45 protein-coding genes are annotated in these 26,274 nt (G+C 37.9%); all 45 read right to left on the bottom strand.

The window, feature by feature from the left end; genetic code table 11:
- Nucleotides 1-46 precede the first annotated feature (46 nt).
- The 45 genes from AB5Z12_RS06405 to AB5Z12_RS06185 all read right to left on the bottom strand — a co-directional run bounded on the left by AB5Z12_RS06405 (nt 47) and on the right by AB5Z12_RS06185 (nt 26,225).
- Nucleotides 47-250 (bottom strand): hypothetical protein, encoded by a 204-nt coding sequence (locus AB5Z12_RS06405; RefSeq protein ID WP_195982793.1) that lies wholly within the window; start codon nt 248-250, stop codon nt 47-49.
- Nucleotides 240-614 (bottom strand): hypothetical protein, encoded by a 375-nt coding sequence (locus AB5Z12_RS06400; protein WP_195982792.1) that lies wholly within the window; start codon nt 612-614, stop codon nt 240-242. The genes AB5Z12_RS06405 and AB5Z12_RS06400 overlap by 11 nt, the downstream gene beginning before the upstream one ends.
- Nucleotides 615-812: 198 nt before the next feature.
- Nucleotides 813-1,100: a hypothetical protein gene (locus tag AB5Z12_RS06395; protein WP_195982791.1), complete on the bottom strand. Its 288-nt coding sequence runs from the start codon at nt 1,098-1,100 to the stop codon at nt 813-815.
- 501 nt (nt 1,101-1,601) lie between these two features.
- Nucleotides 1,602-1,775 carry a hypothetical protein gene (locus tag AB5Z12_RS06390; protein ID WP_226818684.1) on the bottom strand — a complete coding sequence of 58 codons (174 nt, stop codon included), beginning with the start codon at nt 1,773-1,775 and terminating at the stop codon, nt 1,602-1,604.
- Nucleotides 1,776-1,778: 3 nt separating this feature from the next.
- Nucleotides 1,779-2,327, bottom strand: coding sequence for a hypothetical protein (locus AB5Z12_RS06385; RefSeq protein ID WP_320055003.1), 549 nt, complete (start codon nt 2,325-2,327; stop codon nt 1,779-1,781).
- Nucleotides 2,328-2,578: 251 nt separating this feature from the next.
- Nucleotides 2,579-2,761 carry a hypothetical protein gene (locus AB5Z12_RS06380; protein WP_226818682.1) on the bottom strand — a complete coding sequence of 61 codons (183 nt, stop codon included), beginning with the start codon at nt 2,759-2,761 and terminating at the stop codon, nt 2,579-2,581.
- Between the two features lie 448 nt (nt 2,762-3,209).
- On the bottom strand, nt 3,210-3,515 hold the full coding sequence (locus AB5Z12_RS06375; RefSeq protein ID WP_226818680.1) for a hypothetical protein: 306 nt from the start codon (nt 3,513-3,515) through the stop codon (nt 3,210-3,212).
- Nucleotides 3,508-3,876: a hypothetical protein gene (locus tag AB5Z12_RS06370; RefSeq protein ID WP_227198784.1), complete on the bottom strand. Its 369-nt coding sequence runs from the start codon at nt 3,874-3,876 to the stop codon at nt 3,508-3,510. The genes AB5Z12_RS06375 and AB5Z12_RS06370 overlap by 8 nt, the downstream gene beginning before the upstream one ends.
- A 204-nt stretch (nt 3,877-4,080) precedes the next feature.
- Entirely contained in the window at nt 4,081-4,365 is a 285-nt protein-coding gene (locus AB5Z12_RS06365) for a hypothetical protein (RefSeq protein ID WP_195982790.1), read from the bottom strand.
- A complete protein-coding gene (locus AB5Z12_RS06360; protein WP_195982789.1) occupies nt 4,362-4,589 on the bottom strand; it encodes a hypothetical protein in 228 nt (75 codons plus the stop codon). The genes AB5Z12_RS06365 and AB5Z12_RS06360 overlap by 4 nt, the downstream gene beginning before the upstream one ends.
- Nucleotides 4,590-4,806: 217 nt before the next feature.
- Entirely contained in the window at nt 4,807-4,989 is a 183-nt protein-coding gene (locus AB5Z12_RS06355; protein WP_195982788.1) for a hypothetical protein, read from the bottom strand.
- 199 nt (nt 4,990-5,188) lie between these two features.
- Entirely contained in the window at nt 5,189-5,488 is a 300-nt protein-coding gene (locus tag AB5Z12_RS06350) for a hypothetical protein (RefSeq protein WP_195982787.1), read from the bottom strand.
- Nucleotides 5,489-5,631: 143 nt separating this feature from the next.
- On the bottom strand, nt 5,632-5,835 hold the full coding sequence (locus AB5Z12_RS06345) for a hypothetical protein (protein WP_195982786.1): 204 nt from the start codon (nt 5,833-5,835) through the stop codon (nt 5,632-5,634).
- Entirely contained in the window at nt 5,825-6,304 is a 480-nt protein-coding gene (locus AB5Z12_RS06340) for a BRO family protein (RefSeq protein WP_195982785.1), read from the bottom strand. Before AB5Z12_RS06340 ends, AB5Z12_RS06345 begins: the two co-directional genes overlap by 11 nt.
- A complete protein-coding gene (locus tag AB5Z12_RS06335) occupies nt 6,301-6,621 on the bottom strand; it encodes a hypothetical protein (RefSeq protein ID WP_195982784.1) in 321 nt (106 codons plus the stop codon). The genes AB5Z12_RS06340 and AB5Z12_RS06335 overlap by 4 nt, the downstream gene beginning before the upstream one ends.
- A gap of 72 nt (nt 6,622-6,693) precedes the next feature.
- On the bottom strand, nt 6,694-7,392 hold the full coding sequence (locus AB5Z12_RS06330) for a hypothetical protein (RefSeq protein WP_243284819.1): 699 nt from the start codon (nt 7,390-7,392) through the stop codon (nt 6,694-6,696).
- Between the two features lie 20 nt (nt 7,393-7,412).
- Nucleotides 7,413-8,171: a hypothetical protein gene (locus tag AB5Z12_RS06325; RefSeq protein WP_195982783.1), complete on the bottom strand. Its 759-nt coding sequence runs from the start codon at nt 8,169-8,171 to the stop codon at nt 7,413-7,415.
- A 4-nt stretch (nt 8,172-8,175) separates the two neighbouring features.
- Nucleotides 8,176-8,724 (bottom strand): LemA family protein, encoded by a 549-nt coding sequence (locus tag AB5Z12_RS06320; protein WP_195982782.1) that lies wholly within the window; start codon nt 8,722-8,724, stop codon nt 8,176-8,178.
- Nucleotides 8,725-8,914: 190 nt separating this feature from the next.
- Nucleotides 8,915-9,124 carry a hypothetical protein gene (locus AB5Z12_RS06315; RefSeq protein ID WP_195982781.1) on the bottom strand — a complete coding sequence of 70 codons (210 nt, stop codon included), beginning with the start codon at nt 9,122-9,124 and terminating at the stop codon, nt 8,915-8,917.
- Nucleotides 9,117-10,082, bottom strand: a complete 966-nt coding sequence (locus AB5Z12_RS06310; RefSeq protein WP_368356831.1) for a DUF5662 family protein — start codon at nt 10,080-10,082, stop codon at nt 9,117-9,119. Before AB5Z12_RS06310 ends, AB5Z12_RS06315 begins: the two co-directional genes overlap by 8 nt.
- Entirely contained in the window at nt 10,079-10,261 is a 183-nt protein-coding gene (locus AB5Z12_RS06305; protein ID WP_226818657.1) for a hypothetical protein, read from the bottom strand. The genes AB5Z12_RS06310 and AB5Z12_RS06305 overlap by 4 nt, the downstream gene beginning before the upstream one ends.
- Before the next feature lie 2 nt (nt 10,262-10,263).
- The gene (locus AB5Z12_RS06300; RefSeq protein ID WP_195982778.1) at nt 10,264-10,419 is read right to left on the bottom strand and encodes a hypothetical protein; all 156 of its coding nucleotides are present in this window, start codon (nt 10,417-10,419) and stop codon (nt 10,264-10,266) included.
- 184 nt (nt 10,420-10,603) lie between these two features.
- Nucleotides 10,604-11,833, bottom strand: a complete 1,230-nt coding sequence (locus AB5Z12_RS06295) for a DEAD/DEAH box helicase family protein (RefSeq protein ID WP_195982777.1) — start codon at nt 11,831-11,833, stop codon at nt 10,604-10,606.
- A complete protein-coding gene (locus AB5Z12_RS06290; RefSeq protein ID WP_195982776.1) occupies nt 11,821-12,129 on the bottom strand; it encodes an L-tyrosine decarboxylase in 309 nt (102 codons plus the stop codon). Before AB5Z12_RS06290 ends, AB5Z12_RS06295 begins: the two co-directional genes overlap by 13 nt.
- A 10-nt stretch (nt 12,130-12,139) precedes the next feature.
- Nucleotides 12,140-12,421 carry a hypothetical protein gene (locus AB5Z12_RS06285; protein ID WP_195982775.1) on the bottom strand — a complete coding sequence of 94 codons (282 nt, stop codon included), beginning with the start codon at nt 12,419-12,421 and terminating at the stop codon, nt 12,140-12,142.
- Between the two features lie 30 nt (nt 12,422-12,451).
- Entirely contained in the window at nt 12,452-12,964 is a 513-nt protein-coding gene (locus AB5Z12_RS06280; protein ID WP_195982774.1) for a hypothetical protein, read from the bottom strand.
- 18 nt (nt 12,965-12,982) lie between these two features.
- Nucleotides 12,983-17,317, bottom strand: coding sequence for a DUF5906 domain-containing protein (locus tag AB5Z12_RS06275; protein ID WP_195982838.1), 4,335 nt, complete (start codon nt 17,315-17,317; stop codon nt 12,983-12,985).
- Nucleotides 17,318-17,321: 4 nt separating this feature from the next.
- Complete coding sequence (locus AB5Z12_RS06270; protein ID WP_195982773.1) at nt 17,322-17,561, bottom strand: hypothetical protein; 240 nt, start codon at nt 17,559-17,561, stop codon at nt 17,322-17,324.
- 13 nt (nt 17,562-17,574) lie between these two features.
- The gene (locus AB5Z12_RS06265) at nt 17,575-18,114 is read right to left on the bottom strand and encodes a hypothetical protein (RefSeq protein ID WP_347708944.1); all 540 of its coding nucleotides are present in this window, start codon (nt 18,112-18,114) and stop codon (nt 17,575-17,577) included.
- Nucleotides 18,111-18,707 (bottom strand): hypothetical protein, encoded by a 597-nt coding sequence (locus AB5Z12_RS06260; RefSeq protein ID WP_318289467.1) that lies wholly within the window; start codon nt 18,705-18,707, stop codon nt 18,111-18,113. The genes AB5Z12_RS06265 and AB5Z12_RS06260 overlap by 4 nt, the downstream gene beginning before the upstream one ends.
- A complete protein-coding gene (locus AB5Z12_RS06255; protein WP_195982772.1) occupies nt 18,694-18,858 on the bottom strand; it encodes a histidine kinase in 165 nt (54 codons plus the stop codon). The genes AB5Z12_RS06260 and AB5Z12_RS06255 overlap by 14 nt, the downstream gene beginning before the upstream one ends.
- Nucleotides 18,859-18,971: 113 nt before the next feature.
- Complete coding sequence (locus AB5Z12_RS06250; RefSeq protein ID WP_195982771.1) at nt 18,972-19,895, bottom strand: DUF6353 family protein; 924 nt, start codon at nt 19,893-19,895, stop codon at nt 18,972-18,974.
- Between the two features lie 14 nt (nt 19,896-19,909).
- Nucleotides 19,910-20,509: a hypothetical protein gene (locus tag AB5Z12_RS06245; RefSeq protein WP_195982770.1), complete on the bottom strand. Its 600-nt coding sequence runs from the start codon at nt 20,507-20,509 to the stop codon at nt 19,910-19,912.
- Nucleotides 20,510-20,528: 19 nt separating this feature from the next.
- Nucleotides 20,529-21,074, bottom strand: coding sequence for a hypothetical protein (locus tag AB5Z12_RS06240; protein ID WP_195982769.1), 546 nt, complete (start codon nt 21,072-21,074; stop codon nt 20,529-20,531).
- Nucleotides 21,064-21,267 carry a hypothetical protein gene (locus tag AB5Z12_RS06235; RefSeq protein WP_195982768.1) on the bottom strand — a complete coding sequence of 68 codons (204 nt, stop codon included), beginning with the start codon at nt 21,265-21,267 and terminating at the stop codon, nt 21,064-21,066. Before AB5Z12_RS06235 ends, AB5Z12_RS06240 begins: the two co-directional genes overlap by 11 nt.
- A gap of 82 nt (nt 21,268-21,349) precedes the next feature.
- Complete coding sequence (locus tag AB5Z12_RS06230; RefSeq protein ID WP_195982767.1) at nt 21,350-21,637, bottom strand: hypothetical protein; 288 nt, start codon at nt 21,635-21,637, stop codon at nt 21,350-21,352.
- A gap of 68 nt (nt 21,638-21,705) precedes the next feature.
- Nucleotides 21,706-22,533 (bottom strand): DUF6353 family protein, encoded by an 828-nt coding sequence (locus tag AB5Z12_RS06225; RefSeq protein WP_195982766.1) that lies wholly within the window; start codon nt 22,531-22,533, stop codon nt 21,706-21,708.
- A 53-nt stretch (nt 22,534-22,586) separates the two neighbouring features.
- Nucleotides 22,587-23,396, bottom strand: a complete 810-nt coding sequence (locus AB5Z12_RS06220) for a DUF6273 domain-containing protein (protein ID WP_368356832.1) — start codon at nt 23,394-23,396, stop codon at nt 22,587-22,589.
- 34 nt (nt 23,397-23,430) lie between these two features.
- Entirely contained in the window at nt 23,431-23,685 is a 255-nt protein-coding gene (locus AB5Z12_RS06215; protein ID WP_368368583.1) for a hypothetical protein, read from the bottom strand.
- 48 nt (nt 23,686-23,733) lie between these two features.
- Complete coding sequence (locus tag AB5Z12_RS06210; protein ID WP_195982764.1) at nt 23,734-23,892, bottom strand: hypothetical protein; 159 nt, start codon at nt 23,890-23,892, stop codon at nt 23,734-23,736.
- Nucleotides 23,893-23,935: 43 nt separating this feature from the next.
- Entirely contained in the window at nt 23,936-24,721 is a 786-nt protein-coding gene (locus tag AB5Z12_RS06205; protein ID WP_243284818.1) for a DUF6353 family protein, read from the bottom strand.
- Nucleotides 24,722-24,732: 11 nt separating this feature from the next.
- Entirely contained in the window at nt 24,733-25,050 is a 318-nt protein-coding gene (locus tag AB5Z12_RS06200; RefSeq protein ID WP_195982762.1) for a hypothetical protein, read from the bottom strand.
- A gap of 158 nt (nt 25,051-25,208) precedes the next feature.
- Nucleotides 25,209-25,427 carry a DUF3194 domain-containing protein gene (locus AB5Z12_RS06195; RefSeq protein ID WP_195982761.1) on the bottom strand — a complete coding sequence of 73 codons (219 nt, stop codon included), beginning with the start codon at nt 25,425-25,427 and terminating at the stop codon, nt 25,209-25,211.
- 76 nt (nt 25,428-25,503) lie between these two features.
- Entirely contained in the window at nt 25,504-25,824 is a 321-nt protein-coding gene (locus AB5Z12_RS06190) for a DUF6353 family protein (protein ID WP_195982760.1), read from the bottom strand.
- A 41-nt stretch (nt 25,825-25,865) separates the two neighbouring features.
- Nucleotides 25,866-26,225, bottom strand: coding sequence for a hypothetical protein (locus tag AB5Z12_RS06185; RefSeq protein ID WP_195982759.1), 360 nt, complete (start codon nt 26,223-26,225; stop codon nt 25,866-25,868).
- Nucleotides 26,226-26,274: the final 49 nt, after the last annotated feature.

The following is a 26,274-nucleotide window of genomic DNA, read 5'->3' as shown; positions in this document are numbered from 1 at the left end:
TAGATTAGACGAAATTCTATCCTAGATTAGAAATATTCGTCACTTTTTACCTCCAAATTCTACCAGTTTTCTTGTCTTTCACAATGATTCTTTCTTCGATATGGAACCCGGAAAGCTCACAAATAGTGAAGATCGCATCGAGAAGTTTATGAAATCTTTCATCCCCATCCTTCTCAATATTCTTCAAAGCATTGTAAACAGTTGGATCAGAATACCCTTCACTGTTCTTTCTCATATCGTCATTTACCATTGATCTGTCCCTCCCTGAATTTTACTCCCCCATATTTCCAGAGGTCTTCTTTTAACTCATCCAAATCCAGTTCGCCGTCCTGCCATTTCTCATAATACTCAATCAAAAGATCGGCAAACTTAGGAATCTTTTGCGGGTATGATTTTTTCCAAAAATGGTCCATGAGAACCTCTAAGGGTAAGGTCAGCAACAGAGTAAGCGCTGTATTTACAGCTTCATCGGTAGCTTCTTTCTTGACACGTACAAGTTCATTCCCGATTTTCTCACGAACCATTGCATCTAATTGCTCTTTTGTGAGATTGTATGTAACTGTTTTGGATTTTTGTTCTGACTTCTGTTCTCTTCTTCGTTCGGCTCTTCCCATAACCGTTACCTCACAAAACGATCCAGTTTCGTTTAGCAAAGAACAGATATCCGCCGACAATTAAAGTAAATAAAAAGAACGTTGCATCCCACTCGACCGGGACTAACAACGCTCCAATAAGAATCATAATGATTGCAAATATCTTATTCAAAATTAACTCTTCTCTCCACATGTTATTTTTCTCCTCTCACAGCTAAATTATTTATTCAATTTTGTTTTGATGAATCGGTAAATAAATGTGCATGTTTTCGGATCTTCGGATTCTAACTCTTTTAATTGTTCATTCAGATCGTCGGGTTCCATGCTGAAGACAAGTAAATCATATAATTTACGAACGATTTTGATTTCCTCCTCCGTTTCTTCAACAAAACAGTCATAGCCGAAAATATTTCGAACGTCCAATACAAAACTTAATATTCCGTCAACACTTTTCTGCAATATCTCCAACTCTTCGTGTGTTGCGACTTTTACCCTTTTCATTTCCATATATTATTTTTCTCCTTTTCTGACGAACCAAATTCACTTAATTCCACGCCCATATGAATGCCAGCAATGTGGCAATAATATGCCCAATAATCCAAAACTTGTACATAAGATATACGAAATTCCATCCGTTATTATCTGGATGTTTTTTATAATAATTGACTCCCGATGGCATTGCCCACCATATAGAAACATATAAGACGACGCCAATCATGATCGAGATAATTTTTAAACACCACTTTAAATCGTTCATAATAGTTCCTTTCTATTAAAATATCTTCGCCAATATGTAAATAACGAAGATTATTAAAATACATAAAATCTCATCCATTTTCTACCTCATTTCCGCCATAACGACTCCAATATAATAAAAACACCACATGCCGAGTAAGCACATGGTTAGATAATAGAATATAATGCACAATGTATCGTTCAAACCTGGTAAAATAAATTGCAGCAGCATCCAGAAGATTGTCATAATTAATACTATAAACACCGTTACCGTCATTCCAATTCCTCTTTGTCTTTCTCGCATGCGAACGCACCACCATACACAGTCATTAGTACTAAAATTACCCAATACTGCCAGGTCTCACCACCATATCCCATTTTAATTAAAATTATAGCAACCGCACAAATCGCTGCAAATTCAATTATTTTTGCAATAATATATTTCATATATCAGTCCTCCTTACTTCCAGTCTTAATCTTATCAGCTGGTATCGCTCGTCTTGCGTCAGCCTCCATCTCTGCTATTGTTATTAACTGATCTGGACACATTTTAGCGTATTCAGCAGTGCCATGTACTTCCCAAGGATCTGGAATTTCACGGACTTTTATGATTTCCTTCCAGACTTCTTCTTTTATCGCCTCACGAGAGTCTACGGTAATCAACTCACTATACGGAAGGCTCTCGATCCACTTACAAACCTCTCGCCATTCATCCAACTTGTGATTTTTTCGCTGTCTGTAAATATTAGCCAGCACCTCATAATTCAACATAACATTGCGAGTCTGGTTATAGCTACTCGGAAGAAGCTGGATCATCTGCCACCAATATGTTTTGTCTCTGGTTTTTAAATATAACTCACGAAACATATTTAGGTTTTTGATCGTGGTTTCCATCATATCCTTAGCAGAATATATGCGGGTTGGAATAGATTCATCAGAAATAAGATGCTCTGTAGAGAAATCCTCCAAAGTAAACTCTTTCTCAGCAATCTTATGCATCGTACTACAGGAGTTCGCAACAGTACCAACCTTATATGTATCAAATTCTTTCCCATTAATGGACTATCTTTTACTCACTATTTTAGTGAGGACACCATTTCGGTTTTCATGGGCTTCGTTTCCTAAAACCCAGCTACGTATCAATAGTAGCCCTACTCCCCCGCCCAGAAGGCATAGGGGATAGCCTCTACAGGTTCATTTCAAAAATACAAAAGAGAAAGCCCTAGTATATTTCAACTAAGGCTTTAATCTTATTTAGTAATATCATATCCTCTTCTCGTATACATATCAACGATCTTCATCATATGCTTCTTATTGAATTCTTCTGCTTGCTCATCGCTTTTTAAACCTAAAGCGTGTAAAGCGTTATGAATATCAATCAAGTTTGCATGGTAATGAGTCGCCATCTTAAGTACTATCTTTTCTATGGACATAATAATCACTCTCCTTTCATTAAAGTAGCTGTATTTTTCGCGAAAAAAAGAAAATATCGAGCGCGTAAGCCGTCCTTTCGCTCAGTCACAGATTCGCAAACAAAGCCTTTATCATTCCCAATTCATTACTGAATCGTAGCACTATTTTGTATATAGGCGTTGGACCCTCACGGCATCCACAATCTGCACCTTTTTCTTTCATAATACAATGCGTATTTTTCGCGAAATATATTTTTGAAATGTTTCCCACGGGATTCCAATGGGTGGTTCCCCGTTAGCCACGCTGAAATATAAAAAGAGAAAGGGTAAGGTCCTACTTACCGTCTATCCCACTAGGTCTTACGCAATTCGTCACCGAACACGCCTGGTCTTTCTCTCATAATACAATACATATTTTTCGCGTGACCCCTGCTGATAAACAGGTAAAGTGTTTCATTGGCAGAAAGAACTACCAATACAACGGCGCTGTAATTCTCACATACACGGGCATCATTCTCATATATTTACGATGCTCCGTACCGGCGTTGGATAAGCGCTGCATGAGCGAGTGATCATTTTCGCCAATGTATAAATTTTCCCATTCCATACCGCATGGATCGTATGGAAGATTATAACATTCTTCGCATTTATCTCCATTTTTACAACCTATCCAACTATCACTCTTCTCCCATGAATTCATAGGATTTCTCATTCCCTCGATAATAAACTCCATCTGCTCTGGACTCGCCAGAACCACATTTTCTAATTTAATCATTTTTCTTCTCCTTTCTGGAAACATAATATTCCGCACTAGATGGTGCTAACGTGATAGATATAGACACCAATTCAGCGGAGTCAATAACTTTTATACCGTATTCCATATGACTTTTAACCGCACGATAATATCCACCGCATCCAACCTTATCGTCCTTAAGTACCCCTAAGACATCATCAATTCCTGCCAAAAGACCTTCTTCATCTTTAATAACTTCCGCAATACCAATGGGATGTGACTTATCAAAATTGAAGAGCACAAAGACTTTGCTTGGGATTTTAATAGTTGCTGATTTTGGAAATTGAACACCATTTTTATCAATAATATTATATTTTAGAAACCTCCCAGATAACTGAATCATTCGATAAACACCCCCAGAACCGCATTTTCTAATTTAATCATTTCTTTTTGTTTCTCCTTTCTGGTCGGGAATTTTTGCAGTAAGCAAGTCTACAATGTCCGTCCGTTCCATTTCCCATGAAATCTTTTGTGGCTGGATTCCAATGACGACATTTTAAACACTTTCCGCTTGGTTGAAATAAGTTGGCAGCGATTCCAATATTACTCATGCTTCTTCCACCTCTCCAAATATTTGTTCATACATTTCTAAATCGTATCGAATCAGAATGTTCTCAACCTCTTTTTCGCATAATGCTTTTCCATAGGTAGTATAATCAGATTTATACGTTAAGAGCCAATTACCTTTGCTGCTTCTCCACAGTCGCACATCTCTTCCACGATAGCGCATTGGTGTACCTAATAGTTCTCCTTTATACCAATATTCACATTCATCAGAGATAAGCTCCATCTTATCCGTATCATACTTTAAGTTGTTTATTACAAATATCATATGATTGAATCCTCCTCATACTCGATTTCTACGCCTTCTATATCGGTTTCATAGTTGTGATAAGCTATGGTTTTCATTATTTCCACGTAATCGTCGTTATTCAATCCCATCGGACAATTCTCCAAAATATCGACCAGATTCTTAATAACATCTGAATCAGCACGAGATACCGTGATTTTGTAAGTAGTTTCACCAATCATTTTTGCAACCTTACCTCTTCCCAAATAGTACTTTAATAATTCCTACGATCAGCCAGTATGGACTAGCTATCATGGCACACATCATAGCTATGGCTGTTTCCAAAAGAGGTCTGTCATTTACAAGCACTTTTATTTTGTCAGTAGAAAGAGCATACAAGCAAAATATCGCGCCAACAAGAACCCATAAAAATATAAAAATCTTAAAGCCGTACATCATAATCTCCTTTCAAAAGAACATACATTATAAATATTTGTGTCTTGCATCACAAAGCATCCGCTGCCGTTTGTACGGATCAGATTCGTCCTCAATATTCCGAACAACTTCTTTGGGATAACAAAGCTCTTTAGCAGCCGTTACATCATTTCTCCATCTCGCTACTGCACTCTCTGGTCTTTCTCCCCAGTTTCCTACAAACTCGACCATAGGCTTCTCCTTCCTCTATGAATAGTCAGACTCATAAAAACATTTTTAGATACAGGAGTAAGTCCACAATTAAAAGAAGGCTGCACCGCCATTTTTTCATTACAACCGTCTATTAACCTGGATCTATTTACTCCCTCAGATTTCCAAATAGGTGCACCATAAACCGCATTTTCATCTAACGCATTATGTTTTGTTTTTCTCATAATATTTGACCCATTTCCGCCACTTTCATACGACCTTCAATTATGGTGGTACCACAATTAGGATTATCAATATGTTCGAATTTGATATACGGCAATAAATTACCTGCAAATTCCCGGGCAATATATTCCATTAGGTCTTTCTCCGGAATCTCATGTCTCATAAAAATAGGAATTTCCCTTCGAACCACTATAGTTGTCAATTTACACCCCACTTCTTTATATACAACATGAACGGTTCTCGTTTTTAATCGTTCGTTTTCTTGCTTCAGCTTTTTACATTTCTGTCTAAGATTCATACCATTTTTCTCCTTTCAAATAATGCGGGCGGTGGACTATGCCGCGTCGTCCGGGGTGCTAACTCTCGTGTTACATTCATTCCGCTTAGGTAGTTTTTCGTACCTGGAAGTCGTCACTGTGACCTAAACCGCATTATTAAATATCATTCTTTTGTTTCTTCTTTAAATATTGGCTTCACAAAATATCCTCCACCAAAATCGCTAAAACGAATATCCAATCCCTTCAGACCTTCGTTTCTGGCATATGCAGCAATTAAGCCCATGCACAATTCAAAAGTCTTATTTTCAATAACTAATCCAGCATGAATTTTGACCTCTATGCAATCCTTAACGTTATCAATCTCCATCTGAATCCTCCTCATAAGGAATCTGCTCAACGTCTCCGCCCTGCACAGTTACTGACTGCATGAGTTTTCCAGTTTCTTCATCAAAGTAGATATTATCCAGAGCATGATCCCATTCTTCAAATTGCTCTGCGATATTTCGTCCTTTGGATTTTCTCATGTTAATGAGTTCATCGTGAACGATTCGTCTCCAAGCTCTCGCGATTTCCATACGACTCTGGGAAAGAATATTGTACAGCCCATTCTCAGTTACAAAATTGACGGATCTCCGCTGACCTGCTACTACCATTGGTAGTTTCAGCTTTTCGTCGTCTTCGCACATCTCAAGCATTTTCCATTCGTTACCAGAACTGTATTCGATAACATGACTGATGTCCTTAGCCTTAAATAACGGAGCATCAAGATCTCCATACACGTTAAGAAGCTTTCCACCGAAAGATATTGTTCCTGCAATTTCAATATTTTTACTCATTTGAGATTCCCCTTTTCTCTATATAATTTCACATCAATAGCCTTCTGAATTTCTTCCGGGCTGATATTAAAAATGGACTCAAGGAAATTCAGACAAATATAAGCATCTGCCATCTCTTCCAAGAGTCCATATTGATCATGATAACCACGAATTTCTTTGCTTACCTGCTGTTGCAATTCCGCAAATTCTTCCATAGCAATGGTACACTTCAGTTTCCATGGATCTTTCTCAACACTCCGTCTCAATATGCGCCGACGTTCTTTATCAGAAAGTTCCAAGTTACTATTCATTCCTTTAATAAAGTTGTATCGTTTCATCTTGTCCCTCCCTGCACAAAGAGAAGCGTAAAGATTCCAAGAAGAACGCCAATGATAAACCCGATAACAAAATTAAGCATTGTTCTCACCTGCTTTCTCAAGTCGGGCTTTAGCTGCCTCTTTTCTTTTTAGGTACTCGTCTCGATCAATCTCAGCAAATCCTACCGGTGCATCTTTGAAATATCGGTTGGTTTCAACTTTTTCACCCTTAGGGGTTACTACATATAAAATACCAACCGTATCGAAGTCGCCATTCTTCGGATCTACCAGGAAATCTTCTGTATACACACGATATGCGTCGATCAAAGGCATATAAGGCATCTTAATAGGGAAGAGTTCGCTCATCGCAGTATCAATTAAGCCGCTGTGATAGCTATAATGCGGATTGGCAATATTGACTCCATGAAAACGATCCACGTCTGTATACTTAACAGTTCCGTCTGGTTTAACATCCTTGAACAGAGAGCTCATTCTCTTGCACTGGTAATGTTTAGAAGCATCCTTTCTGCCGTGTACTTCATTCCACACATCTTCAGTATCTTCGATTGGTGTAAGAGGCTTACCAGTAATCATTCGATTGAGAATAGCTTTAGTAAACATAATACTCGCTCCAGAATGTCCATCTTTGCAAAGGGTTTTAAATGCTTTCAGTGCGCTTTCATAGCTGGCACAACCATAATCGAATTCGTCCCCTTTACGATGGCAAGCAATCTTTACCTCATTTTCAGCCCATAACTCCATTTTTGATTTTTCTCTCTTAATTTTGCTCATTTTCGTAATCTCCTTTCTTTTTATTCAAGCCATTCATTGTCGAGATAATAAAAACCGTAGACACATGCTCCGATTAAAATTATCCAGAAAATCCAGAATAACCATAACGCAAAATCGGATTCTAAGTGATCTACGGTCTCATCAATCGTCATATTCTCATAGAATGGTGAATTATTTTTTATTGTTTTATTTTTTAATTCTGTAAATATCGTCCCAGTGTACTTCAAACCAACTCCATAGTATTTGAAACGTACATGGGAAGATTCCTTTAATGTGTCAATATAATCGTCGTCCGGTAATTGAATCTTCTTACTTGAGAATATATGTTTCAAGTAAGATACCTCTTTGCAAGTCTTATCCTCACTCCTGACATAATCCCATGACCAATAAACTTCCGCCGTATAATATGTGTGGGATTTTCCATTCACAGTCCTTGTGTGAGCTACCTTACGAGTATGTCTCGTGTAATGCTCTTCAACCTTTCTCACATACATATACTTTCCACCAATCTCCGGATAAGTAACAGTGTCAACAGCTTCCAAATCACCATAGATAAATGCGTTTCCAATATCAGTCCGCATACCATATTCAAACAGATCTTGTTCTTTAATCTTTACCGCTTTGTTATACTTTTCGTTTTTATCCATCAAATGGTCTGAGATTTTGCCGGAAATTATAAAGCCAATGAGTAACAGAACTGCAATGATAGATATACTTACTAAGATCTCTCTTTTTGTGATTTCAAAGTCTCCGAAATCAAATCTGTTCCATTTCTTCATAAGCTTATTCCCCGAACAAATTCTGTGGAGCATCAACTGGAGCATCGTAATTCAAATATGTATACTCCTGAACCTCATAGCCGAGAATATCTAAAAAGATTCGTGTAGGGAATTTTCTTACATAACGTCTGTATACCTTTATCTGTTTGTTGTAGTTACTGCGATATTCCGCAATTAGATTTTCTGTAATAGAAAGTTCATTCATCAATTCCTTATAATTTTCATTAGATTTTAATTCCGGATAAGCCTCGCTTACAGCTGCAATCGCAGTGGTAACATTTTCGATATCTCCGGTTGAACCTCGTCCTTCTACGATAGCAGTAAGTGTATCAGCTTCGTGTTTATCGTACTGCTTTACACAATCTACAAGGTTATAAACCAGATCCACACGTCTTTTTTCCTGAACTTTTATGTCTGAATCAGCTGTATTCACCTGCTCCTCCAGTGAAAAAGCTTTATTCTGCGAGCTCTGCACTCCGAATACGCCTAACATGACAACCGCAAGAATTCCTGCAACAATAATAAGAATTAACTTCCAACTTGATTTTTTCATTTCAATTTTCCTCCAATTAAATAAAAACCCACAAGCCAGTTAAGACTCATGGGTCAGTTTATAAATTTATTGACTTTTTCTTTGTTACGCTATATACTGTATTCCACAAAAATATATGGAAGGAGGGATTAGCATGGATAAAGATTTATATCATCCGTATATGAACGAAAACGGTAAAATGGTTCATGGTCTACCCCAATACCTCAATTGACTCGATTTCATCTTCATTGAAGCCGATACACAATCCAGGTCTCTGTGGACAATCTTCAATGTCGATTGCTGCGATTCCCTCTGGTTCGTTGTCGTCTGGAAATATATAATCCGAAACAATTCCTTCAAATTCTTCTCCATCTGTGCAAATTATTTTAACTCTTTTTCCTTCAAGACTCTGACTAAGCATTATTTTTCTCCTTTCTTCTTGCTGGATAAACGTGCGTTCCCGTTTTAGAATATACGATCATAGCTGTGTTAGATACAACTTCGTTTCCGCTTTCATCAACGTACGTACCAATATCATGATCGGCAGTAATACGTTCTCGATGATTCCAGTGTCCGTTGCGATCTAATCTTGATTCGCCTTTACCTCCATACTTATCAACCAGCTTCTGAGCATATTCTACATCGCCATCAAGATAGCTTCTTCCTGGTAAATGGTCTGATTTGGTATGACGCTTTTGTTTATCTTTATTGACTGTCTTGGATACTTCCCCAGAATGAATTGCTTCTTCTACAAGATTATCATGTCTGCGAACTTTTGCAACCTTTTTATTTTCTTCTATCGGATATGGTGGACCATTTCTAACACCCCATTTCATACCTTTGACTCCACTATGCTGAATTTCCGCATTGCTATCCTCGTCCAGCTTAGCCTTGATCTTACTGAGAATATCTTCTACAGTTTTCCTTGTGTCGGGAGCAAGCTTCATATACTTTGAATGTTCTTCATACCAGTTGAATATCTCATCCAGATTTTCCTGTGCCCAGCTGAACGCCCACCAGTCGCAGATCATTTCAATAATATAATCGTATGGCATCTCCAACACGATTTCTCCTTCTTTTGGATCGTCATTGATTAATACCCAATGTTGCCAATGATGCGGATTACGATGAATATGTAAGAGCCAAGCTCGCTGGTAATCCTGTACAACTTTAAAAGAACGATTATTACCATAAAAATATGCGTCGTAAGCGTTGTACTCATCCGGCTCATCCTTAGACTGATCGTGAGCAAATCCAGTCTGCCATCCAGCATTCACAGCGTCTTTTATTACATCTGGTAAATTCTCACATAGCCATTCATATCCTCTTTTTACATTTGATCGGTGCTGTGCCAGATACTGATCGTATTGAAAACTCATGCCTCTGGCACCACCTTTCTTTTCGTCAATTTCTTATAAAGTTCTCGTGCTGCCTTTCCCTCAAATGCATTGATGATTTCTGAAGCGTGACCTGGTTTTGGTTTTCCTACTAATAATATCCCAGTGTCTTCACCACCATCATCCGGAAAATTCACGCTGACAATAACACTTTCTACCATTATCATTCCTCCCCCTTCCAATAGATTGGTATTTCTGAATTTGTGTTCATGCCCTCTGCTAAACAATCGTTACAAGGATCAAATTTTTCATCCTTTTTCTTATGCTCGCAAGTAGGACAATATTTTTCAAAATTTACTTCTCTGTAAATATTTTCCATGTGACACCTCATTCATACACAATATCGAAGTAAAAATGCGTATACAGTCTCTTCATAAGTACAGCACGTTATCAAAGCATTAAACTCTTCTTCTGATAACATTTTTAATTTAATAGATAACATCCATAAAAACATAGTCAATGTTTTTAATGTTTTCAGTATTTGCACGTCAATCCACCATCCTTTACACCGAATGCCCCCGACTTTTATTAAACCATCTCGTTTCATTGAATGTTTTCTTCTCTTTCAGAGCCTTACTAATAGCTAGGTCTATACCAGATCTCGATTTCAAATGATAATAATATAAATCCGTAAATGGAGTATTCATTCTGTCAATCCGTCCAGCTGACTGTGACATTATTTTGTAAGAATAATTCTGAGAAAAGAATACTATTGTGTCAGTTGTAATACAATTCCATCCTTCTGCTCCGGCATTGTACTGTACCAAATATACCCACGCCGAGCCTGTTGGTATAGGCTGATGCTTATGTCCGTTCCATTCTGCAATCTCATATTCAGATAAAATCCGTTTTAACAACTCCAATTCATAATCAAAATTGTAAAATATAATTGCTTTTGGATGTTTCTCAATGATTTCCAATAATGCGATTTGCCTGGATGTATCGGTATTAACTATCTTTCGCCAAACATAACATAATTCAGCCGCATTAATGATTGGTTCTTGCTTGAAGGGATTCCATCTGTTTTTCCCAGCCATTTTGTATTCTGAAACATCGTATTTGACATAGATATCTTCATGATGCGAAACGGTCTGGCGTTTGAAATCCATATTCACGAGAATGGAGTTTCGTAAACGGATCAATCTTCCAGTATCTATATACCTGTCAATCTTTGGAAATTTACTAAAGCGGCTGTATATAACATGCTCCCTTATAAATTCGCTCCGGTTTTTATAAAATCCATTTGCTATAAATACCGGAATATAATCCTGCCAAGTATCACCAGGTGTTGCTGATAAAAGAATCCACTCGTTTGATTTCGCAATCTTCAAGAACGCTTTAACCCATGTTCCAGAACCTATAACTCTCTGCTCGTCAAATATAAAGAATGCGTTTCTAACATCGGAATATTTTTTTATATTGTTCCAAGAATCAACAATTACTTTATTACAATATAAATTAACATCTTCGTGAGTAGAAAGAAGGAAGGGCGCAAGCTCACCCTCCCATTCTAAAGTATCTCTCTTTCGAGCAGTTGTAATTATGTATAAGTCTTTCGGCGGATCATCCATAGGCATATACTCATCCGTTTCCAGGCAGCCACCATTACGGACGTAATAATACGCCAAAGATGTTCTAGATTTCCCGCTACCAACTCCACCACAAAGAATACATCCGTTTTTCATTTGCTCAACAGCTTTTAGTTGATACTCACGTAATTCTAATGCGCACATAAGTCTCCACTTTCGCTTGTGAATCCATCTTCAACTTCAAATGCTAAATCGTCGCCAGTCAGATCTGCTTTCGGACCTCTCATAAGCCAGTTACATGAAATTGCAGCATTAGAAAATCCGTTTTCTTTATAATATGCGAAAATACAGTTCTGCACCGGTACGGTTACTCTTATCTTTCTGCAATCATAAACCGTATTGTCGGTTACAGTAATTCCGATTATTTTGGCAACGTTTGCATAAAAATTTTCTATTGATTGACAGCATTGGAATGAACTTATGGAATATCTTTTTTTCATGAGCCCTCCATCAATATTCTTCTGGAAAAAGAATCGTTGTTGCACTTCTATCCCATTCAGTGATTATCCAAATTTTCGTATCACCATACATATAAGCAGCTAAAATTCTCTCGCCATTTTTTACAGCTTCGTTGTTACTTCTAACATCTTCTTCACAGGTATCGCCCCAGTCACATTTGCAATACTTCCCATACAAGGCATCCAAAATGAATAAATATAAATTTCGGTCTTTTTTCATCGCTTCTGCAATACCACGGGTACACACTACCTGTCCAAGTTCAAATTCGTTCATCTTGATCTCCTTTCAAAATTTACGAAATGCTTAGTTAAATGGAATATCATCTTCCTCATCAGACTGATCGCGATTTACGTTGGCATGTCTCAGACTAATCGGATCATCATCCATTTTCTGGAATACTTCCATGCTCTTAACCCAAAGAGATTTTCCGTTCTTTCCTTCATATTTATTCAGGACGACATTCACGTTATCAATCCACATGTAATCAATGTTGCTGACAGATTCAGCATCCAGAAGGACTCCATGACGATCGTTCTCGCCTGTCATTAAGAAAATTTTAGGCGGCCATTCGCTCTCGTAGTTCACTTTGATGGCTACATAATATCTTGGAATAAATCCTTCTTCCTCTCCTGGTTTCGGCTTTGTCAGTTTAACATTGAAGCCTTCATCGATAAGTCTTCTTGCCTGCTCAATATCCGGAATAATCAGATTCCCTTTTCTCTGAGTATTTCCATAAGTGTCTCTATCTGGATCACCAGAGAAATTTGTTTTGTAAATAAATTTTGTTTCCTCGATAATTACTAAATTGTCTCTCATTGTTAAAATATCTCCTTATTAATTTTCTGGTTTATTCATGCAAAGCCCCATCAAAACATCTCCGATATTAAAGCCTTTATCGCAGGACATGTTTAACGGATAATCGTTCTTGAAATCGGGGCAATCGTAGCAACTCTTGTACTTTCCATCACCACAAGGCATACAGTCTGCATCGTTTGCTCCAAGCTCTTCAATATATGGATCGTCGGACACAAACCATTCAAAATCGCCATACTGAGAAATAGTCTTCACAGCTTCATCAACAAGCTTGTCATAATAAGAATGGTCGATTCCGTCCTCTTTTCCAAGCTCTTTAACCATTTCCGATTCCATCCACCGATATCCTTTGGAACCGGTTGCCGCGTAATACTTACCGTCTTTTTCACGCATAAGTAATCCAGCACCATATCCTTCTTTCATCGGACAGAACTGACCAACTTTTCCAACGAATCTGTAATTATGTCCCTTCGCGATTTTCGGATTCAATTCCTGGCAGGTAGATTCAAATGTGATGTCGGAAATAAGACCTTTTTTATAGTCACTTTCTGCTTTGGCAAATTCTTTTTCTTCTTTTGATACATCTGGTAAAGTTTCATTTAAATCCAAATATAAAGAGCTGCTCACCGATTTGGTCTCGCACATATCTTCAAATGCGATTTCTTCTCCGCTGAACAGCTTTTTAAATACATATGGAATCTGAAACTGAGTTCCTGTAGCAGTCCACTTTCCACCATTCTTTTTATTGTCTCCTGGGATATATCCATATAATGCCTTACAATCCTCTGCATCCTTATACTTGGCAATATAAACTGCATCGTTGACTAAAGTCATCCGATCATATGTAGCTTCGTGCTCAAATGTATAGCCATATCGTTCTCCGAAATCCATGACAAACTGAATTATCTCCGGTGTTGCATCCGGAATCTTAATCGAATCGGTCTTGATATGTGCTACCTGGAACCCACGATTGAGAACTTCGTTCTTCAAGTCGATCATGAATAAAGCTCCACGTTTAGCTACAATATTGTCAATATTTCTTGGATCTTTAAATGGATTAGCAAATGAAGCGGATGTGAGTCCGTACACCGAGTTGATGGCTGTCTTTAACGCATTTGCTAAATCTTTCGATGTCATATCGCCATCAATAACCCTCTGAATATATGGAGTAAGTTTTCCATCCAGCATAGTATTCACAATATCCCATGCCTCATGTTTGATGCTCACTCGTCCTTCAACAATTTCCCGGAACGCTCTTGTGAACTTAGGTCCGAATAGCACCTCTGCGATTACACTATGCGGGTGCATTGATGAAACATCCAAAAGCGCAACATTTCCATACATTCCAGGAACACCTTGTGCAAATCCACCCTCTCCGACTTCTTCGCCTCTATAGGTCGATTTTCCACACTCAAATTCATACCCAGGGAAATATGGTAGAATACTGGATTCTTCAAATGGAACTTTTTCCTTACCGTTATTTTTCCAACCATAATGAAAATCTTCCATCATTTTAGGGCAAGCTTCTTTTAAGAAATCAAGACTTTCCTGATCAAGCGTACCGACAGGCTTTGATAAATCCCTATAATGAAATTCATTCTGAGGATTCCGATTTTTACCAAATATGATTCTGGTTGTAAGACTATTGGTTGTATCATTTACAGTCATTTCTGCTAAATCTGCCAGAATTTGTCTTGCGGTCCAATCGGCTTTCAGATATGTAAATGCTGCCTCAGTTGCTATAACATCGTTGTCACAATATTCAGCGACCTTAATCCATAATTCCTCTGGTACCGGCTGGTCCCATGGAAGTCCAAGTTCCTGATGATGAGTTCCAGCTTTTATGATCTGAATTTCGAAATCTGAAAATCCTTTTTTTTTGAGCTTCTCTTCAGAAAGATTTCCCATCTCAATTTCAAGCTTCTTTAAGCTCTTCTTGTTTCCAGCGGATGCAAAATCGTAAACGTCCGTATACGATACGTTATACGCCTCACCAAAGAAGCAATTTGGACCACCTTTAATAATTCTTTGCGAAAGATTATAAAGCTGTTCGTTGGTATACCCCATAAGTCGCGCATATAAGATATGATTATCGTATCTGCGACAGTTAAATCCAACCAGCCGAAATTGCATAAGTTCCTCAATTTCCTGTGGTGTAGGATTAATCATACGTATTACAGGTTTTCCGACGCCTTCCATCTTCCAATTGACAAGAAACAGGTTTGGAAAAACTTCAATATCATAAAAGACCAGCTTTGCCTTTTCATTTTTTACAGCGCAGGCTGGTTCTTCTGATTTAAAGTGCATCTTACTTACAAGCTTCACGCAATATTCTGCTTGGTGTGTACTATTTGCACCGAATGCTAATATTGCATTCCGCATATCTGTTACATCGTACTGAAGACCACTTTTGTATGCGTCTTCCAATATTTTGTATATAAAATCGATACTCGGCTTAGTTCCAGGATGAATCTCTTTATTGAGGTTTCGTTTTATCAGTGTTCTAAGCCCTTTCTCGCTTTTTATTGCTTCAAAATTTACCATTTTGTTATCTCCTTTCAGTGGTAAACCAGAGCTAATCTTTGCGATAGGTTGATTGTTACATTTGGACAACTTACGTCTCAATGAGCTTTTTCCAGTAAAGACCTTAATTTCGATATGGTCGTCATATACTCTGCTCAATGCAGCTGGATCTCCAGTGTAAATATAATGAAGATGCACACCTTGTCCAGATTTAGAGAGTTCGGCATATGTCGGAGGCCATTTACTAGCTTCTGCCATATTCTTTTCTAAAGATTTATTCCCTTGCTCATCTGGAATATCAAAATCAATAACGATATGATTTTCTGGAACTTTTACGTAATGGAGTTTTGTTGGATCTATCTCTGATAATTTAGAAGTTACTTTTTCCCATTTTTTCTGAGGAGTTTCATTGTCCGAAGCATATTGTGCCAGGCAATCCCCACACATCTCATCAAATATGGAGGCAGCACTATCGTGAAGTTCTATAGCATTAGTTGCTATCCCTTCCGAAGAATTATCCGATACGATTTCCGCTTCGAATTTTTCAGTTCGAAATCCCACGTAATAGCTCCTCACTCTGGTTCCATCGTCCAAATTAAATCTTTCTTGAAAATCTCTGAAATAGTTTTTAAGTTCCTCTTTAAACACCCTCTGCGAAAACGGATAACTCACCTTCGCCTCATCGCAATAAGTTTTGTACATCTCCCATGCTGCTTTTAGTGTAGTTCCGTTTTCTTTCTTGAATACGTGATAAGAATCAATTATAAAGTTGTAGAAATCATTTGATGCACCAAGCATGGTGATTGGAATGTAATCATCATATCTGCCAGGATTTGCTAAATATACATTTTTACAATGATAAGCAATCGCGCCCAACTCAAAATCAATCTGACTTACAATTGCTTTGTATTCTTTCGGACTTAATTTATTCCCAGAGGGTGATACATCAATCAGTCGTCTTATAAGACCCGATTTTGCATCTGTTATTTTTACTACTTTGTTAGTTCCCATAAATAAGAAAGCATTAAATCTACTGGAATATGCAGATTTAAACTTCTCGTTCACAGTCATAAGCTCGTGAGAAACTAAACTGTTCAGTCTAGTATTATCCTCAATTTTAGACAAGTCACCATCATGCTGAATCGCGACAAGTGGGTTGGCTTTAAATGCTTCCAATGCAAAAGCGTTACTACTCGATCCCAATGCTTTTGCATCGAATACTGAGTAATAACCCTCAAATAATGAAAGTATAAGATTTAAAACCGTTCCCTTTCCAGATCCTGGTGCGCCATAAAGAACCATAAATTTCTGTATTTTCTTTGACTCTCCAGATACGATAGAACCTATAGCCCACTCTATTTTCGTTCGTTCTTCTTCGGAATATAAAGTAGACATTAATTTATCATAAGCAGACAAATCGCCAGCTTCAAGCGGATAACTCAACTTTTTGCTGGCGTAGTCTTTTTTATTTGTTTCCATGTTTGAAAATATAAGTTTGTCGTCAAGCGCATGAAAATTGTCTCTCATTTGCTTCTGGCAATATTTGTGCCACGAATCTATCATTTTAGATTCAGCGTCCCACATATGCAGAACTTTTATGTCCGAATTGAATTTCGTTCTATTTTCTTCGGCATATCTATCCAATTCACGGTCGATAAGTTGCAATGCATCTTGTTCGTCCGTAGACCATAATCCTCGTTCCTCAATCCAGATAGCATAAAAATCACCGCCGCGGATCATCAAATCAGAACTTTTTTTGATTATAAATTTAGGATAGATTTCAATTATTCCGCGTTTGTTGGAACGTGTTGAAATTATCATAAAATCCATCATCACATCACATTTCGTCTCCTGGCTCGTTGTTTCTATTGTTGATATTTTCAATCTCTTTCTCAAGATTCTTGATTCTCATTGCCTGGTTCCTTTTTTCAATTTCATTTGTAAATGCATAAGCAGCTACAGAAAAAGCAAAGAATACAACAGACTTGTTAAAACTCTTCTGCCTCTTCAGATTTCTGCAAATGATTTCAAAGTTTTTCTCCGTGTTTTTCATACTATTGAAAATATACTCAAGCATGTAATATTACCTCCTATTTCACGCCATTTAAGTACCAGTTTGCCTGATACCAGATTTCAACGTTTCTTAAATCGTATTTGCAATGCTTTATTCTGAACAAACCGCCTTTACCGTCACGTCCGTATTCCCGATTCAATAATTTCTGAATCGCATTTTCTACATGATTCGCATCGAATCTGGAATCAATCATATCATCGAGCTCCAGATTAGAAAGCATAGTCCAGAACCAAATTCTAGTTCGGTCGCCTTGCTCTGGATCTGACATAATATGCTCTTCTAATCGAATGGCTAGTGCTAAAAGCATCTCCAATACGCTACATGGACGAGAGTCTAAATATTTCGCAACCATCCGCCCATTATATCCACTTTCATCCGCAAAGCGATATCGCAGATTGATGCCGTCGTCAAAACGATTTCCATCCATATCGATTGTATATGTAAAATCAACACCATGAAGGAAATGAAATAATTCTCGGTAAGATGGTTCATCGTCACAGACAAGACTATACATCCACTCAAAATACGCCTTATTCAGTTCATCCCTCGTCATCATACCTCCATCTGATGTGGCATCTCATTGATTACATCAGAATATAACTTCTGATCTAGGAGAATTTCATAATCGCATTTCTTAGCGTCATTTCTAACAAATACCGAATCGTCTTCATATTCTCCGAAATGGTTCAATGACTCAAAACCGACCATCTCTTCCACATCTTCAATTATTTCATCGTTTTCGTCCGCCAATATCTGATCGGCATAATATGTTAGACTGATTTTCTCGTAATCTTCATTTTCACCAAACTGCTCTGGAGAAATTACATACGGACCGTTAACCACGCTTTCTTTCTCTTCGCTGATACCACCATCAAAATACTCCGAATATTTTGTATAACCTTGTCTATGAAGTTTGGCTGCATATTCTTTGAGTTCCGGCTTTTCTTTTTTGTCTTCGGTTACGTTTTTCGCTACAACATCTTTATTCCGTTCTTTTTCGCGATTAGCAAAAACTTCTTTTACCGAATCAATTTCTCTTTGCGCAATCTCTTCATATTTTTTCTTAACCGAATACCAAGTTACAGCAGATCCAGAAGCCGCTCCTAAAATAAATGCTAAAAGAATAGTTGTCTTTTTATTCATTATCATTAGTTTCCCCCTCATTGATTGTCATCACGGTAAGAGCGAGCCCTCCGAAAAGTAAGGAAGCACTCAAAAGAATGCCTCCTGTGATATGACGTTTTCTTTTCGTATCAAGAATAAAGTCCATCATTGAAATGAAATTTCCAAATCCGTCCATTAGTGATTCCCCTTTCCACCCATAAGAACTGCGATTCCACTAAAGAAGCAAATGCCAGCTGCTGCTGAAAATGTAAAAGCCATTAATCCCGTCATAATAAAATCTCCTTTCCATCAGATAAGATCCAGAATAGGACCGTCAACATTAAAGTTCATTAAGATGGCATCTTCATATCCGCCGTCTTCAGTTTCTCTTTTAACAACCATAACACCGAAATCAACGAAATTGTCTCCGTTAGAATTCCCATCTGGTTTATAAATCCAACCAACAGACTGGCTCATCTTTGTACGAGTAATACCGAGCATATCATACACATCACTAAGAAACAGGAATCCGTCTGCAACAAGTTTATCGTTTGCCAACTGCTGCTGTGATCTAAGAAGCATAAGATTGTAATTCATATTCTCTTCATAATGACGACAAGTCTTATCAAAGAATCTCGCATAATCATCGACCGTTGGAGCAGCAACGTTTACAGTTGTTTTGGATTTCTTTTCTTTTCCGCTTTCGGGATCCTTGATCGTTTCTTCGATTTTCTTAGCTTTGATATTGTACCGAAGCTCTTTATCAACATCATCACCGAATCGTTCAACCACTCTGCTACGATATTCTTTGAAAGATTTATCGACAGTTGCGTAAGCGGCAGCCAATGCTACATTTCTTTTTCTGAGAATATTATTGGACGCAACAATTCCAGCAATAGAAATAGTTCCGAGAACCACAGCTGGAGCATACAGTTTTACAATCTTAACACCAGTCTGTGCATACACAATTGCTAAATCCTTCTTGGCGTCCTCCTGGGAATACCGATCTTCCATTTCTTTATCATTTTTACATTTGTGAATAGTTTCAATATTGTTTTTTGATTCATCCAGAATAGTGCTCAATTTTGTAGTTGCTTTACAAGCGAGAACTGTGCTAACGACGGTTCCAACTACACCAGCAGCAATTAAAAGCTCTGGACTATGCTTTCTGAGTTTAATATTTACTTTTCCAAAGGCAGATGATGCCTTTTTAACAATTTCAGTTTTATTCATTTCGTTTCTCCTCTTTAATTTAATGGTACTGCTTTTGGCAGCTTTATCATGTAGCCATCTCGTACACGAACTACGGAAGCCGTTCGGATATTAAACCAACCATACTTGTTGTCGGTATAATTTCCATTAATACCAACAAGATCATACAGATCGGCAACGCTCACCAAACCATATTGATCAATAAGCTCATCCATTCTGGATAACACATCTTCGGCTTCCCCTCGATTTTCGATAATAATATCGTCGTACTCATATCCAGATCGAGTGTGATTACTAGATCCGCTATCTCTTCTTTCTCTATCATCATAATATTTTCGATATGATACTCTTGAAGATGCGGATGATTTTCCCCGAGAGCTTCCATTAACGCCTAAAAATGCTTTTACAGCATCGAGGAACATGTCTTTTACATAAGGAACCACAATGTCCTCAAAAATATAACTTTTTACATCATCAACATCCTCCGGAACAAACATGCCTGTAAATTTCTGAATTCCACCCTTTTTCTTAGACTTCGCAGAACCAGAAATTACTTTCTCAACCTTTTTCTCAATCGGCGCTTGACTTTGCCCCTTTGATTTATGAGAATTTGATTTATACTCTTCTGTCGCCATTTTCTAACCACCTCCCAATTTATGCTCTTCCAGCCATTGATTTCGCGATCGTGCTATAAATATTCTGCACGTTGGCAAGATTTGAATTATAGGTTTCGAGGATATCATCCATAGAAGACTGAAGTTTCTCGGTAACGGCTTCTTTAGCTTCAGCCTTTACTTCCCGTTTCAAACCAGAAATATCAATATTACGAAGCTCTTTTCTGATTTTCTCTTTCGCCTCAACTTCCATAGAACGGTATGTCGAATCTACAGCTCTCTCCGCAGCATCACTGATTTTGTTGTACATGGAAGTTTTCACATCTACAACAATGTTATCGCACGCCGCTTTTACTTTTCTCTGTATCTCGCAATCAACTTTTTCGTTCACCCGTTCCTTAATGGTTTCATTAATAAGTTCTTTGGGAATATCAAGTTTACCGTCAGAAATCATGGAATCTACGGATTTTCCAACTACTTCACTAACTTCTTTCATTTTCTTATTTGCTCCAACAGCATATCCGAGACCAAATAAGCCAACTGTTACACCAACAAATCCAATAACTGTATCCAAATCAATAGTCATATTTGTTCACCATCTTCACCTTTCCCGGGAGAGTGATCCTCGATCCCGTTATGCGATTGTTATTTTTCTTAAACTGATAAGCCAAATTACTCCTGGCTTTTTTCTCAGATACAGCATATGTTGTTCCATGCCATTGATCTGAAATACAAGTCCCGAAATTCATAACAGGACCATCATACGTATACTGGTTCATAGGACACCTCCCATATAAAAACAAAAAAGAAAGAGTCCTAGATTTCTCTAAGACTCAATCTTCCTAAAATTCATTTCGATGCTTATTCTTCTGGAGCATCGTCATTTGGAACTTCTTCATAATCCGCGTCAACAACGTTATTAGGATTAGATGCACTTTTCTTCGCTGCACGTTCTTCTGCTTTTCTTTTCAATTTTGCTACGCCTGGCTCTACTACAAATTTGCAGATCAATCCTCCCGCAATCATAGCTAATCCAAACTTAGTAGCTGTACTGAAACTGCTGTTGCTTGAAGCCGCCTTAACGATTTCTTCAGTTGCTGTTTCCATAACTTCCTCGCTGTTTTCGATGATTTCATTGTTGTTTTCCATGATTTCTTTCTCCTTTCAGTTTTCGAAATTAATTTTCTTTCATAATATACTTTGTAAATTTTGCGTACTTACATAAGATTACGATAATCGTATCTCGGAGCAACTCCATAGTCGATTACCAGGCAGGGCGTTCCATCTGTAGCTAATTGAGAACTAAAACTCAAATCCAGAAATCCTCTGTCAATATTCCATCCAAGATCGTCCCCGATTGTTCTAAGCGGTTCCAAACCAATTTCATAATAGAAATCATTAAGGGAAATATACATTTCGGTTCTCAATCTGGCATCCAGTTCATTTTCAGCTTTTTTGATTGTCTCTATATCTGATCTGAAATATCGACCAGACACAGTATCAAAACATAAAGTATCGCCACGGCCAACGATGATAACTTCTTTATTTTCTATGGGATTCTTTTCTACGTGTTCCTTGGCGACTGCATCTCTAACTGTCTGCTCCTTCTTCTCTCCGATGGTCTCAACTACCTTTTTCTGATAATCTCTCAAAGTGGATTCGGATAATGTGTATGCCATCGCCAGAGCAGAATTACGTCTGAGATTAACAGAACTTGCCCCGATCAAGCAAGCCATTGACACGAAACAAGTAATACCAGCTGGAATATAGCATTTCCACGTGATTTTTACAATTTCAAGCGGCTCTAAGTGACTGATTTGATTGCATTCTTCACAGCCAGATCTCTTCGCTTCTTCCAAATTTTCATGGTTCACTCGATTTTTTTCGCGTTCAATCAATACGAGCGCTTTCGGAGTTGCTTTTACAGCCATCACAGTTGTCGTGATCATCCCAGCAATTCCAATGCCAGTTAATATTTCCGGACTACGTTTTACTGTTCTGATTTTCAAATCGTTGAGCACTTTCGGTAGATTTACTTTTTGCATTTCAAAATATCCTCCAAATTTTAGTAATACCGCCCACAAGGGGCGGAAGGTTATTACAGGCTGAGTTTCTTAACCACACGGAAAGCCGGACGAACCCCACCAGAGTCCGAAGCGCCGGTGGAATTCGCACCGCCGTAGCCGTCCACATTGGCAAAGCCAGCCGAAGAATATTCTTTTTTCATTGCATTACGAAGCCAGCCCCATTCACACTCATTATTAAAATAAGCAACTCGATTGCGTCTATTTTTCATAAGTGGAAGCTGTTCGTCTCCATCTGGTTCAAAATGGCTCTTATCCCATTCATCGTCCCAACCAACAACCTGTCCAACAGTAGGAATGGTGAGCTCGATGATACGCGTTTTCAACTCTAATGGAAACGAATTATATAAATAGCTATCAATCCATTTCTTCAGGTCAGATTTTTCATATCCGCCTTCATTGGTAGGCTTTTCGTTCATGGGACGCTCTGCAATATAATCGTCAAAGATGAAAAGAACGTCGTTATCTGTCACTTCATAGGCAGTAGCTTCAAATTTTCCCAGTTCTTTCAAGTCTACTGTAATCTTGTCACCTACTTTAGTTTTGGAAAAATCATATTCGTGCTTTGGTACACCGAAGTTTAAATTAAGTAATTCTTTGGCAGATATATCGCTGGAACCCATCCATGAACCATAAAGCGGGTATTTCTTACTCAGTTCTTTAATATTTGTTTCATTTGCAACAGATTTCAACGCAAGCGATGCTGAATCGTAATCTACAGCCGCCAATAAATATTTCTTTGCGTTATAAAGTTCCTCCTGTGAAGCATTAGAGCTAAGCATTTTCTGAACAAGTTTTGATGCGGCAAAAGTTTCTAATGGCATAATATTTTCTCCTATTCTCGTTAACCTTTAAAATTTAAGCAACTAGCAGGTTGATAATCCATTCTGTCAATTCTTTTGCGGTACAAAATATACTTGCAGTCAATGGACTTACTTTTGAATATTCTTCCATCTGATTTCTAAAATCTTTGATTATAATCAGAGGCGTTACTTCAGGATTTTCTCTAAGACGATCTAATAATTCATTAACCGTCCATTTTAAATAGCTCCCCTGCTCAAAGCTACAATCCTGCAAAGATTCATTAAGGCAATACTGGATGATGTAAATCACGCTTTCAATGGACAACATTAGCAAAAATAAAAACGAAAAGAGTCCACATCAGGACTCCTCCGCTTCTTTCTTGGCAAGTGCTTCATTCACCTTTTTGTCAATTTTTTCATCCATCTTTTGGTCATCAACCCAATCGGTTATAAGATTTACCCCTATTCCAATCAGTGTTGCTGCCATTCCAATAACCTTAATCATCTTACTGTTCATAACTTCACTCTCCTTTCATAATAGCATTTGTGTATTTTGCGAATTAGCATTGTTCAAAATCCAATTCTGGAACATAATCCATGTCAATAATGCAGACTTCCAACCCATCTTCCATTGTCGTTTTATAATGACGAAAATCGATCCAGCTATAACCACTGCTCATCGTCCAACCAATTTCATCTCCATCGTCGATTGGATCTAATCCGAGAAATCCATAGAAATCATTTACAGATAATTGGGTTCCAATGGCAAAATCTCGATTAGAATAATATTCCGCTTGAATTACTCGGTTGAGTGAACTTTCGAAATATCTTTTTGAGTAGCTATCATAGAATAATATATTATCATCTGGATTATGCTCTTCAATATCGAGAGATCCGCCGCCGATAAATCCATCTGACGCGATATAGACATCATCTGCTTTCTCCACAGCAATGGCTTCCATAATTTTTCTGTGAGCATCCTCGCCATACAGTTCTTTCAGTTTATCTCGATAATCCTGGTATGCATCATTGAGCAACGCATAAGCACTGGTTAAAGCCGCCTGCTGACGTTTGTTCAGAATATTTGCTCCAAATATACAAATAATCGTTGCTGCTCCCATAACTACAGATGGAACATAATAAATCCATGCGGACTGAATAGCTTCGAGTTTTGTGTACGCATTCGGGTCATTATGATTCTCTCTACTATCTGCTCTTATTTTTCTAAGAGCTTTTGGCGTAGCTTTTACAGCCAGAGCAGACGTTCCAATTACTCCAACAGCTCCAAAACATGATAAAAGGGTTGGTGATGCCTTTTTCAGATTCTTCTTGTTTAATTTCTTCATACTATCTCCTTTCATTTCGTGGCACGCAACACATCCAATACATCAGACAAAATATCTTGTGCCACAACAAACATAAAATTGTTATCTTGTCTGATTTGAGCATACCGTCTCATCTTGTTTCTAAATTCATTCGTAAGTACAATTATTTCGTCAACTGCAACCTCCTTTCTTGGATAAACTTTTTGTGAGACATACTCTGTTAATTCCTTTAATGCCCAGACCGAATAACTTGACTTTTCGAACTCTCGGTTTCGAATAGAATACTCTGGAAACCACATATCCAACTCGAATACGTCACTAAGCATTAGCTTTAATTCTTCAATAGACATTCATTTACTAGCTCTCCTTTCGATAAAAAATAAAAGAGAAGCAGTACGGAACAATCCGTTGCTCTCCCAATCGAGCTACCCGTTTCTCTTTCTCTCATAATAGTCCTTGTAAATTTTGCGAAGTAAAAAGAAAGAGGCGTTGCCCACGCCCCTCCCGGTTAGTTCAAACCGATACTTTTTAGAATTTTAATAAGCTCGTCCTTTTCCAGCTCAGCATCTACATCCAAGTGAAGGTGTGTCTTTCCATCATTGATTGTGGTAGTAATCTCATTTAACTGAATATCCACGTTATATCCAGTTTTCTTATGTACCACCATCTTCAACGCTTTGGAAATAATTCCTCTTGTGAATTTCGATACTATTCTCATTTCATCCATGCTCCTTTTCTCCTTTCAAAAGCTATCGTTTCTCATAATAGGAGCTGTAAAAATGGCGAAAAAGAAAGAGCCCTTGTTAGGACTCTTCTTCCGATGGTAATGCATATCGTATGTCTAATTCCATATCCGGTAGTACGGCTTCCATCACGCCATTCGTTTTTGTATAAATTTCAAATCTAAACTGTTCATGGATTTTAGCTCTTACCCACCAGGCGATTAACGATTCTTTAGTTATCGGTATTCCTAATGCTTCGTATACATCTCTCAGCAATAAGTATCCGCGGGTCTGTAAATGATCGTTTAATCGACATTCGTAAGCACCTAACGTCCACGCATTGACCAATTCGTTTTTACTCCATTGGCATGACTTTTCGTCAAATATTATGGTTTTGTTCATAAAATGTCACTCTCCTTTCATAACATCCCATGTAATTTTCGCTATATTTCTCTCCTGTCAAAACAAGTTTCCCATCGTTGCCTCTGAATAGGCTTCATTTTTAATGCCCACATAATCTGTCTGACCGTTACTGTAGGGTATAACCCGTCCTTACATGTTCCACATCTGTTGTCAAAATATTTCCTAAAGCCTGGATGTAGATATAAAGTATCTGTTAGCCAAGCATCCACTTCTCCCCACCAGGTACTTTTGGTTTCTGCATTAAATCTCTGCTGAATGACCGCTAATCCATTGTCTCCTATTCTAAACAGTGTGCATTTGTTATACACTGGATGATTGCAAATATAAGTTTCTCCATACATTGATCTATAAATATCTGGTTTCTGATAATGGTATCTCATTTGTGTTCTCCTAGGCAAAAAGAAAAGAGCCTCAGATTTCTCCAAGACT

This window comes from Ruminococcus sp. RTP21358st1_G6_RTP21358_211008, from assembly GCF_040908885.1.
Taxonomy (GTDB): Bacteria; Bacillota; Clostridia; order Lachnospirales; family Lachnospiraceae; genus Blautia_A; species Blautia_A faecis.
Note: the sequence above shows the minus strand (reverse complement) of the source record. Positions and strands in the feature narration are given on the sequence as shown.